Here is a 15,286-nt window from a genome sequence, read left to right as displayed (position 1 = left end):
ATGGACGGGTACAATTTCGCCTACCTCGACGAACAGACCAAACGCATGATCCGCCGCGCGCTGCTCAAGGCGGTGGCGATCCCCGGCTATCAGGTGCCGTTCGGCGGCCGCGAGATGCCGATGCCCTACGGCTGGGGCACCGGCGGCGTGCAGCTCACCGCCAGTATTCTCGGGGCCGACGACATTCTCAAGGTGATCGATCAGGGCGCCGACGACACCACCAACGCGGTCAGCATCCGCCACTTCTTCCAGCGTGTGGCCGGCGTCGAGACCACCACCGCGACCACCGCGGCGGACGTGATCCAGACCCGCCACCGGATCCCCGAGACGCCGCTGCGAAGCGGCCAGATTCTGGTGTTCCAGGTGCCGATCCCCGAGCCGCTGCGCTTCATCGAGCCCAGCGAGCAGGAGACGCGGCTGATGCACGCGCTGGAGGAGTACGGCGTGATGCACGTCAAGCTCTACGAGGACATCGCCCGCTACGGCCACATTGCCACCACCTACGCCTATCCGGTCAAGGTGGACGGACGCTACGTGATGGACCCGTCGCCGATCCCCAAGTTCGACAACCCCAAGCTCGACGGCAATCCGGCGCTGATGCTGTTCGGCGCCGGTCGCGAGAAGCGGCTCTATGCGATCCCGCCCTATACCCGGGTCGAGAGTCTCGACTTCGAGGACCATCCGTTCGAGATCCAGAGCTGGGAGCACACCTGCGCGCTGTGCGGCAGCGATCACAGCTATCTCGACGAAGTGATCACCGACGACAAGGGCGGGCGGATGTTCGTCTGCTCCGATACCGACTACTGCCAGACCCGGCGGGGAGAAGTGGCATGAAGAAGCCGGCACTGGAACGTCCGGTTCTGCTCGACGTTCAGGACATCACCCGACTCTACGGCCCGGCCAAGGGCTGCGAGGCGATCGACTTTCAACTGCATGCCGGAGAGGTGCTGGGCATCGTCGGCGAATCCGGCTCCGGCAAGTCGACGCTGTTGCGCGTGCTTGCCGGGCTCGAAGCGCCGGATGCCGGGCGCGTGGTCTATCGAAGGCATGCCGGAGAAGACGTTCTAGACCGGGATGAGGCCGAGCTCGATCTCTACGCCATTGGTGAGGCGCGTCGCCGGGCGCTGCTGCGCCTCGAATGGGGTCTGGTGCATCAAAACCCCCGCGATGGCCTGCGCATGGGCGTTTCCGCCGGGGCCAACATCGGCGAGCGGCTGATGGCACAAGGTCAGCGCCATTACGGTCAGTTGCGCGCCACCGGCCAGGAGTGGATGCGCCAGGTCGAGCTCGACCCCGGACGTATCGACGATGCGCCGCGCACCTTTTCCGGCGGCATGCAGCAGCGCCTGCAGATCGCCCGCACCCTGGTCACTCGGCCGCGGCTGGTGTTCATGGACGAGCCCACCGGCGGACTCGACGTCTCGGTCCAGGCGCGGCTGCTGGACATGCTGCGCACGCTGGTGCGTCAGCTCGGTCTCTCGGTGGTGCTGGTGACCCACGATCTCGCCGTGGCGCGCCTGCTCGCCCACCGGCTGATGGTGATGCGCCGCGGTCAGGTGGTGGAGACCGGCCTCACCGATCAGATTCTCGACGACCCGCAGCACGAATATACGCAGCTGCTGGTTTCTTCTGTCCTGACGCCCTGAGGGAGGAATTTCAATGCATTCCATGACGAACGCTCGACCTCGCCTCACGGTGAGCGGGTTGCACAAGCAGTTTCTGCTCCACGGCCAGGGCGGGCTCGAAATCGACGTGATGCGCGATCTGTCGCTGACGCTACACGCCGGCGAGTGCCTGGTGCTGGCCGGACGCAGCGGTATCGGCAAGAGCACGCTGCTGAAGATGCTCCATGGCGACTACTGCATCGATCAGGGCCGTATTCGTCTTCATTTCGACGATGGCACGCTCGACCTCGAGACGCTGCCGGCCTACGCCTGGCACGGTCTGCGCCGCGACGTGATCGGCTACGTCAGCCAGTTTCTGCGGGTGGTTCCGCGGGTCGCCGCCGTCGACGTGGTGATGGAGCCGCTGCTGGCGCGTGGCGCCGACGAGGCCGAATCGCGCCAGCGGGCCGAGACGCTGCTGGCCCGTCTCAACCTGCCCGAACGGATGTGGCAGCTGCCCCCCGGTACCTTCTCCGGCGGCGAGCAGCAGCGCGTCAACATCGCCCGCGGGTTCATCGGCGAGCATCCGCTGCTGCTGCTCGACGAACCCACCGCGTCGCTGGACGCCACCAATCGCGACGTGGTGATCGCCCTGATCGGCGAGGCCAAGGCCCGCGGCGCGGCGATGCTCGGCATTTTTCACGACGAGGACGTGCGCGACCGCGTCGCCGATCGTCTGCTGCCGCTGGACGACAGCCTCGGCGCTCGCACTGCTTTCACCCCGAACGTTCAGGAGACGCTGTCATGAACGCGCAGGAACAGATTCTGACCCACGCCAGGCTGGTGCTCGACGACGAGGTGATCGACGGCACGCTGGTGATCCGCGACGGCCGGATCGCGGCCATCGACCGCGGCGCCAGCCAGGCCGCCGGTGCCATCGACTGCGAAGGCGACACGCTGCTGCCGGGCCTGGTCGAACTGCACACCGACAACATGGAGAAGTATTTCCAGCCGCGGCCCAAGGTCGAATGGCCAGGGCGTCAGGCGGCCCTGGCTCACGATGCCCAGATGGCGGCCAGCGGCATCACCACCGTGTTCGATGCGGTCTCGATCGGTGACGTCGACGAGCAGAGCATGCGCCACCGGGCGCTGGACGAGATGTGCCAGGCGCTATCGCAGATCGTCCACGACGGTCTGGCGCGGGTCGATCATCGCCTGCACCTGCGCTGCGAAGTGAGCCATCCCAACACGCTGGCACGGTTCAACGAGCTGTCGTCATCGCCGCTGCTGGGCCTGGTATCGCTAATGGATCACGCCCCCGGCCAGCGCCAGTTCGCCAGCCTCGAAGCGTATCGCGTCTACTATCAGGGCAAGTACCAGCTCGATGACGCGGCAATGAACGCCTTCATGGCAACCCAGATCGACAACAGCCAGCGCTACAGCGCCGAGCATCGTCGCGCCATCGCGGCCAGCTGTCGCGAACGCGGCCTGGCGATCGCCAGCCACGACGACGCCACCGTCGAGCACGTCGCCGAGAGCCACGAGTACGGCACTCGCGTTGCGGAGTTCCCCACCACCCGCGAAGCGGCCGAGGCCTCCCACCGGGCCGGCATGGGGGTGATGATGGGTGCGCCCAACGTGGTTCGCGGCGGCTCCCACTCCGGCAATATCGCCGCTGCCGATCTGGTCGAGCTGGGCGTGCTGGATATCCTGTCGTCGGACTACTATCCGGCGGCGCTGCTCGATGCCGTCTTCCGGGTGGCGGCGATGGAGAACGGCTACGCACTGCCTCGGGCGGTCGCCACCGCGACACGGATACCGGCCGAAGCGGTAGGGCTCGACGATCGTGGACGCCTGGTGCCGGGGCTGCGCGCCGATCTATTGCGGGTGCGGCTGATCGACGATCATCCGGTGGTGCAGAGAGTTTGGTCTGCGGGTAGGCAGGTTCATTGATGGCGTATTTTTCGAGAGGTCCGAGATGTCGCGTCTGATCTACGTCATGGGCGCCAGCGGCGTCGGCAAGGACAGCCTGCTGCGCGAGCTGGCACGGCGTCGCCCGGACGCGCTGGTGGTGCATCGCTATATCACCCGGGCCAGCGGCGGGGCGGAGAACTGTATCGAACTCTCCCGCGAGGCATTCCACTGGCGGCGCGAGCAGGGGCTGTTCTGCCTCTCGTGGCGCGCGCACGGGCTCGACTACGGCGTCGGCATCGAGATCGAAGCGTGGCTGGCGGCGGGGCATACGGTGGTGCTCAACGGCAGCCGCCGCGCGCTGGAAACGGCACGCGAGCGATTCGGGGCAGCATTGGTGCCGCTGCTGGTGGTGGCTGACGCCGAGGTGCTGCGCCGACGTCTGAACGCTCGCGGGCGTGAGACGCCGGCCGAGATCGAGGCGCGACTGGCGCGCGGCGACGAAGAGGATGTGCTGGGCGATATTCCGCGGATCGACAACGGCGGCGAGCTGGCACATGGCGTGAGGGCGCTCGAGTCCTGGCTCGACGCCGAGACCGTAGCGGGCGATTCGGCGTGAAGCTGCGCTTCGCAGGCACCGGTGACAGCGCCCAGGTTCCCTGTTTCGGCTGCGACTGCCTGGCCTGCCAGCGGGCACGGCTGCTGAGCTACCACCGACGCGAGCCCTGTTGCGGCGAGATCGAAATCGATGACGAGCTGATCCTGATCGACGCCGGCCGCATGGATCTGGCCGCGCGCTGCGAGCGTCAGCGCCCGGCCGCCATCCTGCTGACCCACTATCACGCCGACCACGTGCAGGGGCTTCTGCATCTGCGCTGGGGGCGGGGCAAATCGATTCCGGTCCACGGTCCCAAAGACCCTCAAGGCTGCGCCGACCTGCACAAGAACCCCGGCATTCTCGACTTCCAGCCCGGTCTCAAGCCGTTTCGGCCTCTGGTGCTGGGCGGTCTCACGGTGACGCCGTTACCGCTCAATCACAGCAAGCCGACGCTGGGCTACGCCCTGGACGACGGCGTCAATCGGGTCGCCTGGCTGTGCGACACCGTGGGTCTGCCCGGTGCCACCGAGCGCTTTCTGAGCGAGTGGCGGCCCCACGGCGTGGTGATCGATGCCACTCATCCCGACGCTTACCACTCCCCGAATCCGGAGTCTGATGACTCCCCGCACCCGGAGTCGCATACCACGCCCCGCAACCACAACAACGTCGCCATGGCGCTGGAGATCATCGAGCGACTGTCGCCATCGCGGGCCTGGCTGACCCACATCAGTCACGAACTGGATGCCGACTTCATGGCGACGTCCCGAATCCTGCCGGCAGGCGTGGAGCTGGCCGCCGATGGCAGCGATATTCTTTTCTGAGAGGAAATTCATGTCTTCGCAACCCGCTTCCCGCCGCCTGAGCGACGCCCCGACCTGCGCGCCCACGGCGAAACTTCACGAGAGTCGGCTGGGCACCTGGACCGAGGTGGGCGATCGCTGCGTCTTCAACCACGTCACGCTCGGCGACTACAGCTACGTCGAGCGCGACTGCGACCTGATGTTCACCGAGATCGGCAGTTTCACATCGATCGCCTCCAGCGTGCGCATCAACCCCAGCAATCACCCCTGGTGGCGGCCGACGCTACACCACTTCAGCTACCGCCCCGGCAAGTTCGGCTTCGCCGACGGCGACCAGGGCGTCGACGAGCGGATCTTCGACTGGCGTTCCGAGGATCGTGTCGTCATCGGTCACGATGTCTGGATCGGCCACGGAGCCATCGTGCTGCCCGGCGTCACCATCGGCAACGGCGCCATCGTCGGCGCCGGCAGCGTGGTGACCAAGAATGTCGTGGCTTACACCATCGTGGTCGGCAATCCCGCTCGGGCGTTGCGGCCCCGCTTCGAGGATCCCGAAACCGCGGGACGCCTGGAGGCGCTGGCCTGGTGGGAATGGCCCCACGAGCGGCTGGCGCGCATGCTGCCGCTGTTCCAGGGCGATGTTGCGGCATTTCTTGAGATCGCTGAAACTGAGAGTGCGCGCGCGGTAACTCGTCAGTCTTGAGTTGACTGAAGCTAGTCCTCGTTACCTTGAATCACTTTTCGCCCCTGGCACGGGCGTCACCTCTGGTTTAAAAGCACTCCCATCCTGCCTTGGATCAACTCTCTTTTTGCCTCGCTATTAGCGCAATTCTTTGAAAGCGTCCATTGCGTGTGTGACGCCGCATCGCTTCTTCTGCTGCGGCGCTATCGCCATTCTCAATCGCTTGATAGATCTCTTCATGCTCGAGCAGAGACCGTGAATCATAGTCGTATTTACCCTGTGTAGAGCCGCGAATCATTCCGGCAGAAACGAGCAAGATACTGGCGGTTTTTTGGACATACCGATTTCCTGAGATTCGATAGACGCACCCGTGAAAGCGGTCATTGATTTCCAGAAAATCTGCTTCGCTCGTGGAGCCGGCGCGTTGTTCTTCGAGAATTCGGCGTAGTTCGAGGAGATCATTGGTGCGCGCCTTTTTGGCGGCCAGACGTGCAGCCAGGCATTCGATGGCTTCGCGCATATCATAGATTTCTTCTGCACGATCGATATCAATCTCCGCCACGACCGGGCGCCCGCCGCTGCCCAGTGTCAGAAACCCCTCATTTAATAAACGATGGATGGCTTCGCGCGCGGGCGTCCGGCTTACCTGGAACCGGCCACAAATTTCGGACTCGCTAACACGCTGTCCAGGCATGAGTTCCCCCTCTCGCAGTAGGTCGCGGACCCGCGCATATACGCCGTCGCTGAGCGAAGTATCCGCTTTGAGAGCGTATTTACCCATGATGTATGGCTCCTCACGTATTTTATCTAATAAGAATACTCGGCGATGGATGTTTCGATCAAACTGTATACCTTTGTCGAATTTTACGATGATTGTGTATGTGATTATTTATTAAAAAGCTCGTTATGGATACTTTGAACCATGGCTTACAGCAGCAAAAAAATTCTGGTCACTAGGGACCGTATCGATCCAGAGGCGGTGAAGTTGCTCAGCCTGAATGGCTACGAGTGCGTTTTCTCGCCTCCCTACGCTTCACCCGTGGACGTGGCGCGTACGGCGAGTGAAGCACAGGTGGTGGCTATCATGGTGTCGCAGGGCAAGATAACGGATGAAGTGATTGCCGCTTCCGATGCACTCAAGGTGATCGTCAAGCATGGTAGTGGCGTAAACAACATCAACTTGAGGGCTGCAGAGAACCGTGGAATTCCGGTACTTCGGGCTCTCGGTGCCAACGCGCGTGCAGTCGCCGAGCACGCGATTACCTTGATGCTGGTGCTGCGTAAGTCGCTACCTCGGCTCGATACCGCGACGAAGCATGGCAATTGGCTGAAAGGCTCGTTTGTCGGCCATGATGTCCTCGGCGCGCAGGTCGGCTTGATCGGGCTGGGGGGGATCGGTCGGGAAACGGCGAAGCTGGCGAATGCTCTCGGTATGCGGGTGAAAGCTTTCGATCCAGCGCTGTCTGGGAGTGGCGATGAGGGCGACAGCTTCCAACTGTGCGTGGATCTCGATGAGTTGATCGCTGACTCCGACATCATCTCTCTGCACTGCCCCCTCGTACAAGCCACTCACCATCTGGTCGATGAAGTGTTTTTATCGAAGATGCAACGTCACGCGGTCCTCGTGAATACGGCACGCGGTGGCATCGTGGACGAGCATGCTCTGGAAGTCGCTTTACGAGCCGGCTCCATCGCGGGCGCCGGAGTGGATAGCTTCGAGGTCGAGCCGATTGAGACGGGCCACGCACTTCTCACAGCCCCGAACCTGATTGTTACGCCTCACGTGGCCGGCCTGACGCCAGGGGCCGAGCGCGCAATGGCCATAATGGCGGCTCAATTCATTATGGATACGATCGAGGGAAGAGAAGTGCCTTCTGAATTCCGCGCCGAGGCAGCCGCTCTCGGCGGGCTTGAAGAATAGGAGAAAGAGATGACCGAGGGTTTTAGGATCAAAAAGGCTTGGCCTCGCGTATGTGGCAGCGATGTACGCCGGGCCCAACTACTACCTGTATCAAACATCAGCGATGTAATGTTCCGGCGCTTCGGGGCGCCCGCGGGTCTCCGCGCCAGGCATCGTGGCGGGCAGCTGTCTGGCCCGGCACTAACCGTAAGCGTCCGCCCCGGTGACAACCTCATGTTGCACAAGGCCCTTGTCATGGCACAGCCCGGCGACGTAATCGTCGTTGATGCAGGCGGGGCGCTGGATAACGCCATCATGGGGGAGTTGATGCTCGCTCGAGGCGTTCAGGCTGGGATCGCAGGGATCGTTATTTGGGGTGCTATTCGGGATGCAGGCAGCATCGCCCAGCAAGACGTTCCGGTCTTTGCCTCAGGCGTTTCCCATCGGGGGCCTTATAAGGACGGGCCTGGTGAAATTGGCTTTCCCATTGCGCTGGGAAACATGCTCGTGAACCCCGGCGATCTAATTGTGGGAGACGAAGATGGCATTTTGGCGATACCACATGAGCAAGCCAGCGAGATTCTCGCGCGCGCCGAGAAAAAACATACCGCCGAAGATCAACAACTCCAGACCACTCTACAAGGTGAGTACGACGCGACGTGGGTTGATGATGCGCTCATCAGACTAGGATGTGAATTCACATCCTAGTGGTCATCATCACCAAACTTTCTAAGTTTTATCGAATTGGGGATATCTTCAATGAAACTGCTACGACGTATCGGACAAGTCGCCGTTGTCATCTCAGCGGTACTGTTGGGGGCGGTATCCACCGCCCAAGCTGAGGAGTTTCCAGAGCGCAGCATAGAGTTTATCGCCGGGTACGGCCCTGGCGGTGGTCATGACACCATGCTGCGCATGATGGCCAAAATCATTCAGGAAGAAAAAATAGTTGATAGCAGTATTAATGTGGTGAACAAGCCAGGTGGTGCAGGCGCAAGCTCATTGGGTTATCTAAATTCACATGTGGGTGACGGTCACTATTTGATGGCTGCGACTTCATCATTCATTACCACACCACTCGCAACGAATATTGGACTGAATTACAAGGATTTTACTCCGATTGCTCGATTAGGTATCGATCCTACCATTCTGGTGGTGCCTGCTCGTTCCCCCATTCAGAGTCTCGATGATATCAAGTCATCAGAACGCGTTCTCAATGTAGCCGGTGGGGGGCGTGGTCAGATCGAGCATATTGCCACGATAATGGTAAGCGACGCCCTCGACAAGGAATTGAATTTTATCCCATTCCAGGGTGATGGGGAGGTAGCTACTGCCGTCCTCAGTGGCCAGGTAGATTTCGCGATGATTAACCCCGGCGCGGTCTCCGAGTTTCTGAAATCTGGACGTCTACGAGCCATCGCCATCTCAACGGAAGAGCGCGCGCAAGCTTTCCCCGAACTCCCAACCTTCAAGGAACAGGGATATGACGTGATCGCATCGGTATTTCGTGGTGTGGTTGCTGCAAAAGATATCCCTAGTGAGGCAAAAAACTATTTAGTGGATATGGTGGAAAAAGTTCAGGAAACTTCAGCATGGAAAAAAGACTATCTTGAGCCAAACGGTATAGTGCCTGGTTATCTTGGGCCTGAAGATTTTAGGAGTTACCTCGAAAAAACCAACGAACTGTATGAGAAGACCCTGACCAGACTGGGCCTAATAGGCGGGTAATCTATCATGAGACAGGCCGAAATTATCATGTTGATTGTGCTGGCAGTTTTCGCTGCCAGCCTCTCTATCGGCGCCATTGGACTGAAATATTCCGATCAGTATTCTTTTGGTCCAGGGTTCGTGCCATTGAATGTTGGCTTATTGCTTCTGCTTTGTTGTGCCATCCAAATAGTTAGGGCCTGGAAGCGAAAGTCTGATATCAAAGTAAAGGATCATGAAGAAAAGCCGGATTTTCGAGGTCTCCTTGTTACGATTGCAATCATTGCAGCGGGGATTTCCGCCATGGCCATGGGGTCGGTGCTAATCCCGCTCTTGGCCATCGTGTTTCTCATCTCCAGGTTGGTGTCTGGTCATACATTGGCGATGTCCACCATTGTCAGCATCGCCACAACAGTAATTATCTACGTAGTATTTTCCATTTGGTTGGGCCTACCGGTCCATTGATCATTGGTCGGGAATTCTGTCATGCAGTCCTCAATTATAGAACTGGTAAATGCACTCTCACAATTTGCCACGCCCTCCAATTTGTTGATGATATTTGTGGCGGGACTGATCGGTACGATTGTCGGCGCGCTTCCAGGTTTGGGTCCTTCTGCTGGTATCGCTCTGATGATGCCTCTAACGTTCGGAATGGATCCCATTTCTGGACTTAGCCTGTTGACAGGCGTTTATATGGGAACGATGTATGGTGGTCGTCTTACCGCTATTCTGATCAATACTCCGGGGGATGCCCCTGCTATTGTTACCGCGCTCGATGGTTATCCCATGATGCAGCAGGGAAAGGGCGGATTAGCGCTGGGGATCTCGGCCGTAGCATCTTTTATCGGCGGCATGTTCGGTCTTGTCATGCTGATATTCTTCGCGCCAGTGATCGCAGAATACGCAATTTATCTTGGGCCCCCGGAATATTTCATGCTGATGTTGCTCGGCCTAAGCATGATCATCGTGCTGGCTGGAGCGGATCCTCTAAAGGCAACCATCACTACTCTCTTCGGCGTTCTGCTGAGCACTATCGGAAGCGACTATGTTTCGGGTAATACTCGCTTCGTTGTGGTTCCGGAACTCATCGAGGGTGTAGATTTTGTTGCAGTCATTATTGGTCTATTTGGTATTGGCGAAGTTCTCTCTAACGTCGAAAAGCGCGTTCTTCTCAATATGGGAAAGCCAAGGTTTCGTATTAGTGAGTTCATTCCGGGGGTGGAGAATTTGCGAAAGATCTCAATGCCAACGCTCCGTGGATCGCTCATTGGCACAATGATAGGTGTTCTCCCCGGCGCGGGCGCAACAATCGCTACATTCGTATCCTATATTACTGAACGAAAGTTATCGAAGACGCCTGAAAGATTTGGCCATGGCGCGGAGGAGGGACTTGCCTCTCCAGAGGCGGCCAATAACGCTGCAGTACCTGGTTCACTCATCCCGCTTCTTACGCTGGGCATTCCGGGATCGGGTGGGACGGCTATTATGCTCGGTGCGCTGATTATGTTCGGCTTGAATCCTGGGCCAATGCTCATGATACAGTCAGCGGATATCGTTTGGGGCGCCATTGCGGGACTGGTCATTGCGAACCTATTTTTGCTCGGATCTAACGTGCTTCTTATTCCGCTATTCGTGAATGCACTCCGTTTGATTCAACGACACCTCAGTTCAATCGTGGTAGCCTTCTGTCTAGTGGGTGCTTTTGCGATCAACTACGGCACTTTCGACATATGGATCGCTGCAATATTTGGCCTCGTTGGTTATTTGATGAAAAAGGCTGATTACCCTGCAGGCCCCTTCATTCTGGCGCTTGTTTTGACACCTTTAGCGGAAAATTATCTTCGGCAATCCATTATGATTGGCCAAGGTTCCTGGGCAATCTTCTTCTCGAGGCCACTGACAGGTTTATTTACATCACTAGTTCTTTTGGTTATTGCAATAGGTCTTTTGAAAACACCTATGATGAAATTCTTCAGAGCTCGTAGAAGTGCCTAAACTTTACTTTTATTATTTAAAACAAATTCTTCTGAAGTTGAGATTTTCTTCGGCGTCTGTTTTGGGCTGCGTTGAGTAAAGCGTTTTTCGATAATACTTATCATCAAATTTAAGAAAGGGAAGTCGATTATGTTAGCAATTCTGAAAAATAGCTTTTGGTATGTAGATTTTTGTTAAATGAGGCTCACTTGTGGACCGCAATATTTTAATGGCGACACGAGCCCAACTCCTCAAAGTCGCCGAGGATGAGGCTCGTGAAACGGCCTGATTCAACCCGAACTGCAGGTCAAACTCCGATAGCGTGAGCCGCCGTCGCCGAGCTGCGATTCCACCAGCGCCAGATGATCGAAGCGCCAGAGAAGCGGGGCGGCTAGCCGTGAGTGTGGCGCCGCGCGATCGGCCTGGCGAATCAGGCTCACGTGCGGGGTGAAGTCACGCTGCGGCGCGGTGAAGCCGTGACCGGACAGCGCCTGCCAGAGCTCGGCGTCGAGCGTCAGGAGTGCCTCGTTAGGCGTCCGGCTGCCGGCCCAGACGATGCGGGGCTTGGGAAAATGGCCGAGTCGATCCAGCGTCCACTCGCCGTTCAGCGTCGGCCATGCCCGAGTCAGGTCGACGAGTGCTTCCAGCCGCGAGGCGTCGACACTGCCCAGGAACGCCAGCGTGACATGCATGTTCTCCGACGGTAGCGGATAGCCGCCGCAGCGTGGCGCCAGGCGTTCGGCCTCCGCCGCGAGGGCCCGACGAACGGTGTCGTCGGGCCATAGGGCGAAGAAGAGTCGGCGAGTGGCAGTCACGATGTCGGCTCCCGGTGGCGTTGCAAGCAGCGTGGCGCATTGTCCCCTTCCTCGCTACCGGTTTTCGCGGCGTTGCCTGCCACCGCGCTCAGGCAGGGTCGCTGTTCGGCCGGTGATCTTCGCCTTCCAGCGTCGAGCCGTGATCCTGGCGCAGCGGGCCGGCCAGCTTGCGCAGCGCCACGTAGAAGACCGGCGTCAGCAGCAGCCCGAACAGGGTCACGCCGAGCATCCCGGCGAACACTGCGATGCCCAGCGCCTGGCGCACTTCGGCGCCGGCGCCGTGGCCCAGCGCCAGCGGTATCACCGCGGCGGTGAAGGTGATCGAGGTCATGATGATCGGGCGCAGCCGCAGCCGGCAGGCTTCCAGCGCCGCTTCCACCACGCTGCGACCCTGGAACTCGAGCTCGCGGGCGAATTCGACGATCAGGATGGCGTTCTTGCAGGCCAGCCCGATCAGCACCACCAGACCCACCTGGACGAAGACGTTGGTGTCGCCGCCGGAAATCTTGACGCCGACGAGTGCCGACAGCAGACACATCGGCACGATCAGGATCACCGCCAGCGGCAATGTCCAGCTCTCGTAGAGCGCGGCCAGCACCAGGAACACCAGCATGACCGCCAGCGGGAATACCACCAGCGCGGCGTTGCCCTGGGTGGACTGCTGATAGCTCAGGTCGGTCCATTCGAAGTCGATGCCATCCGGCAGCACGCGCTCGCCGATATCGGTCAAAGCGCTCATCGCCTGAGGCGACGAGAGCACCCGGGGGTCGGCTTCGCCGGCCAGATCCGCGGCCGGGTAGCCGTTGAAACGCAGCACCGGATCGGGGCCGAAGCTCTGATGGATATCGATCATCGAGCCGATCGGCACCATCTCGCCCTGGGCGTTGCGGGTGCGCAGCCGGGCGATATCCTCGACGCTGTCGCGGTAGGGGGCGTCGGCCTGGGCGATGACCTGCCAGGTGCGGCCGAACGTATTGAAATCGTTGACGTAGGTGGATCCCAGGTAGGTCTGCAGGGTATCGAACAGATCGCTCACCGCGACGCCCTGGGTCTTGGCCTTGAGTCGGTCTACCTCGGCATCGAGCTGGGGCACGTTGGCCTGGTAGCTGGTGATCGGATAGCTCATCCCTGGCGTCTGCACCACCGCGCCCTGGAAGGCGGTCACCGCTTCCTGCAGCGGGCCGTAACCGAGCCCGCCGCGATCCTCGATGAACAGCTGATAGCCCGAACCGTTGCCCAGCCCGAGGATCGGCGGCGGCATGAACGAGAACGCGATGCCGTCCTTGAGGCCACTGATCTTGCCGGCGATCTCGGCGTTGATTTCCGCCGCGGTGCGGGTGCGCTGATCGAACGGCTTCAGGGTCAGAAACGCCAGCCCGGTGTTGGCGGTGTTGGTGAACTGCAGCGCGTTGAGTCCCGGGAACGAGATCGCGTGCTCGACGCCGTCGGTCTCCATGGCGATATCCACCACCTGGCGCAGCAGATCATCGGTGCGCTCCAGCGAGGCGCCCTCCGGCAGTTTCACGCCGGCGATCAGGTACATCTTGTCCTGGACCGGGATGAACCCCGGCGGCACCAGCTTGAACAGATAGCCGGTGGTGCCCAGCAGAATCAGATAGACCACGAACACCGCGCCGCGACGGCGCAGGCTGCCCGAGACCACGCCCTGATAGCGATTCGAGCCGGCATTGAAAAAGCGATTGAACGGCCGGAATAGCCAGCCGAACAGAAAGTCGATCACTCGGGTCAGGCGATCTTTCGGGGCGTCGTGAGGCCTGAGCAGCATCGCGGCCAGCGCCGGCGAGAGCGTCAGCGAGTTGACGGTGGAGATCACGGTGGAGATGGCGATGGTCACCGCGAACTGGCGGTAGAACTGGCCGGTGACGCCGGACAGGAACGCCATCGGCACGAACACCGCGCACAGCACCAGGCCGATGGCGACGATCGGCCCGGACACCTCGCGCATCGCCTGATGGGCGGCGGCCCGCGGTGCCAGCCCCTGGCCGATGTTGCGCTCCACGTTCTCCACCACCACGATGGCGTCGTCGACGACGATGCCGATCGCCAGCACCAGCCCGAACAGCGTCAGCGTGTTGATCGAATACCCAAGCAGCAACAGCACCGAGAACGTGCCTACCACCGAGACCGGCACCGCCAGCAGCGGAATCAGCGAGGCGCGCCAGGTCTGCAGGAACAGCGTTACCACCAGCACCACCAGCAGGATCGCTTCCAGCAGCGTCTGGATCACCGAACGGATCGAGTCGGTCACGAACAGCGTGGTGTCATAGACGGTGCGATATTCCACTCCAGGCGGGAACTGGATGGCCAGCTCGTCCATGGTCCGGATCACCTGGTCGCGGATCTGCAGGGCATTGGCGCCGGGCGACTGGAAGATACCGATCGCCACAGCATCCTTGCCGTCGAGGCTGGCGCGCAGCGTGTAGTCGCCTGCGCCCAATTCCAGACGAGCGACGTCCCGCAGCCGCAGGACTTCGCCGTCCGCACCGACCTTGAGCACGATGTTGCCAAACTCCTGCTCGGTGGACAGGCGGCCCTTGGCATTGATCAGGGTCAGGAAATCACTGTGCGGGGTGGGCTCGGCACCGATCTGCCCGGCGGAGACCTGGACGTTCTGCTCGCGCATGGCCGCGACCACGTCGCCGGCGGTCAGACCGTGGGAAGCGATGCGGTCGGGGTCCAGCCAGGCGCGCATGGCGTAGTCGCCGCCGCCGAACATCTGCGCTTCGCCGACGCCGGGGATCTTCGCCAGCTGATCGCGCACGTGCAGTCGCGCGTAGTTGCGCAAATAGAGCGTGTCGTAGCTGTCATCCGGCGACACCAGGTGGACCACCATCAGGAAGGTGGGCGACTGTTTCTGGGTGGTCACGCCCTGTCGCCGCACCGCTTCCGGCAGTCTTGCCAGCGCCTGGCTGACTCGGTTCTGGACGCGTACGGTGGCCTGCTCGGGATCGGTGCCGGGCTGGAAAGTGATGGTCATCTGTAGCACGCCATCGGAACCGGCCACGGACTTGAAGTACATCATGTTCTCGACGCCGGTGATCGCCTCCTCCAGCGGCGTGGCCACGGTCTCGGCGATCTCCTTGGGGTTGGCGCCCGGGTAGACGGTGCGGACCAGCACCGAGGGCGGCACTACCTCCGGATACTCCCCGATCGGCAGATTGGGGATGGAAATCGCGCCCACCGCGAAGATGACGATGGACAGCACCGCGGCGAAGATCGGCCGGTCCACGAAAAAGCGGGAGAAGTTCATGACAGAGGCTCCTGAGCGGCGGGG

15 protein-coding genes are annotated in these 15,286 nt (G+C 60.7%); 12 read left to right on the top strand and 3 right to left on the bottom strand.

Features of this window, described 5'->3' with window-relative positions:
- From DOM58_RS14700 to DOM58_RS14670, 7 genes are read left to right on the top strand one after another with little or no spacing between them, the layout of a single operon-like run.
- A complete protein-coding gene (locus DOM58_RS14700) occupies positions 1 to 834 on the top strand; it encodes an alpha-D-ribose 1-methylphosphonate 5-phosphate C-P-lyase PhnJ (protein WP_110693474.1) in 834 nt (277 codons plus the stop codon).
- Positions 831 to 1,646 carry a phosphonate C-P lyase system protein PhnK gene (phnK, locus tag DOM58_RS14695; RefSeq protein WP_075561556.1) on the top strand — a complete coding sequence of 272 codons (816 nt, stop codon included), beginning with the start codon at positions 831 to 833 and terminating at the stop codon, positions 1,644 to 1,646. Before DOM58_RS14700 ends, phnK begins: the two co-directional genes overlap by 4 nt.
- 13 nt (positions 1,647 to 1,659) lie before the next feature.
- Positions 1,660 to 2,412: a phosphonate C-P lyase system protein PhnL gene (gene phnL, locus DOM58_RS14690; RefSeq protein ID WP_245392286.1), complete on the top strand. Its 753-nt coding sequence runs from the start codon at positions 1,660 to 1,662 to the stop codon at positions 2,410 to 2,412.
- Positions 2,409 to 3,557 (top strand): alpha-D-ribose 1-methylphosphonate 5-triphosphate diphosphatase, encoded by a 1,149-nt coding sequence (locus DOM58_RS14685; protein ID WP_110693473.1) that lies wholly within the window; start codon positions 2,409 to 2,411, stop codon positions 3,555 to 3,557. The genes phnL and DOM58_RS14685 overlap by 4 nt, the downstream gene beginning before the upstream one ends.
- Positions 3,558 to 3,582: 25 nt before the next feature.
- Complete coding sequence (phnN, locus tag DOM58_RS14680; protein ID WP_110693472.1) at positions 3,583 to 4,134, top strand: ribose 1,5-bisphosphokinase; 552 nt, start codon at positions 3,583 to 3,585, stop codon at positions 4,132 to 4,134.
- Positions 4,131 to 4,934, top strand: a complete 804-nt coding sequence (gene phnP / locus DOM58_RS14675) for a phosphonate metabolism protein PhnP (protein ID WP_110693471.1) — start codon at positions 4,131 to 4,133, stop codon at positions 4,932 to 4,934. Before phnN ends, phnP begins: the two co-directional genes overlap by 4 nt.
- Positions 4,935 to 4,944: 10 nt before the next feature.
- Positions 4,945 to 5,616: a DapH/DapD/GlmU-related protein gene (locus tag DOM58_RS14670; protein ID WP_110693470.1), complete on the top strand. Its 672-nt coding sequence runs from the start codon at positions 4,945 to 4,947 to the stop codon at positions 5,614 to 5,616.
- Positions 5,617 to 5,710: 94 nt separating this feature from the next.
- Here DOM58_RS14670 and DOM58_RS14665 read toward each other — a convergent pair whose 3' ends face one another.
- Positions 5,711 to 6,376 carry a GntR family transcriptional regulator gene (locus DOM58_RS14665; protein WP_110693469.1) on the bottom strand — a complete coding sequence of 222 codons (666 nt, stop codon included), beginning with the start codon at positions 6,374 to 6,376 and terminating at the stop codon, positions 5,711 to 5,713.
- 141 nt (positions 6,377 to 6,517) lie between these two features.
- Here DOM58_RS14665 and DOM58_RS14660 point away from each other — a divergent pair, with 141 nt between their 5' ends.
- From DOM58_RS14660 to DOM58_RS14640, 5 genes are read left to right on the top strand one after another with little or no spacing between them, the layout of a single operon-like run.
- The gene (locus tag DOM58_RS14660; RefSeq protein ID WP_110693468.1) at positions 6,518 to 7,516 is read left to right on the top strand and encodes an NAD(P)-dependent oxidoreductase; all 999 of its coding nucleotides are present in this window, start codon (positions 6,518 to 6,520) and stop codon (positions 7,514 to 7,516) included.
- 9 nt (positions 7,517 to 7,525) lie between these two features.
- Positions 7,526 to 8,203 (top strand): RraA family protein, encoded by a 678-nt coding sequence (locus DOM58_RS14655; protein ID WP_110693467.1) that lies wholly within the window; start codon positions 7,526 to 7,528, stop codon positions 8,201 to 8,203.
- A gap of 51 nt (positions 8,204 to 8,254) precedes the next feature.
- Complete coding sequence (locus DOM58_RS14650) at positions 8,255 to 9,223, top strand: Bug family tripartite tricarboxylate transporter substrate binding protein (RefSeq protein WP_110693466.1); 969 nt, start codon at positions 8,255 to 8,257, stop codon at positions 9,221 to 9,223.
- A 27-nt stretch (positions 9,224 to 9,250) separates the two neighbouring features.
- Positions 9,251 to 9,667 (top strand): tripartite tricarboxylate transporter TctB family protein, encoded by a 417-nt coding sequence (locus DOM58_RS14645; RefSeq protein WP_157957560.1) that lies wholly within the window; start codon positions 9,251 to 9,253, stop codon positions 9,665 to 9,667.
- A 21-nt stretch (positions 9,668 to 9,688) separates the two neighbouring features.
- Positions 9,689 to 11,197, top strand: coding sequence for a tripartite tricarboxylate transporter permease (locus DOM58_RS14640; protein WP_223162193.1), 1,509 nt, complete (start codon positions 9,689 to 9,691; stop codon positions 11,195 to 11,197).
- 269 nt (positions 11,198 to 11,466) lie between these two features.
- Here DOM58_RS14640 and thpR read toward each other — a convergent pair whose 3' ends face one another.
- A complete protein-coding gene (thpR, locus tag DOM58_RS14635) occupies positions 11,467 to 11,991 on the bottom strand; it encodes an RNA 2',3'-cyclic phosphodiesterase (protein WP_157957559.1) in 525 nt (174 codons plus the stop codon).
- Between the two features lie 88 nt (positions 11,992 to 12,079).
- Entirely contained in the window at positions 12,080 to 15,262 is a 3,183-nt protein-coding gene (locus tag DOM58_RS14630; protein ID WP_110693463.1) for an efflux RND transporter permease subunit, read from the bottom strand.
- Positions 15,263 to 15,286 lie beyond the last annotated feature (24 nt).

It is taken from the genome of Salinicola halophyticus (genome assembly GCF_003206695.1).
Taxonomy (GTDB): Bacteria; Pseudomonadota; Gammaproteobacteria; order Pseudomonadales; family Halomonadaceae; genus Salinicola; species Salinicola halophyticus.
This window is presented reverse-complemented; position numbering and strand designations above follow the sequence as displayed.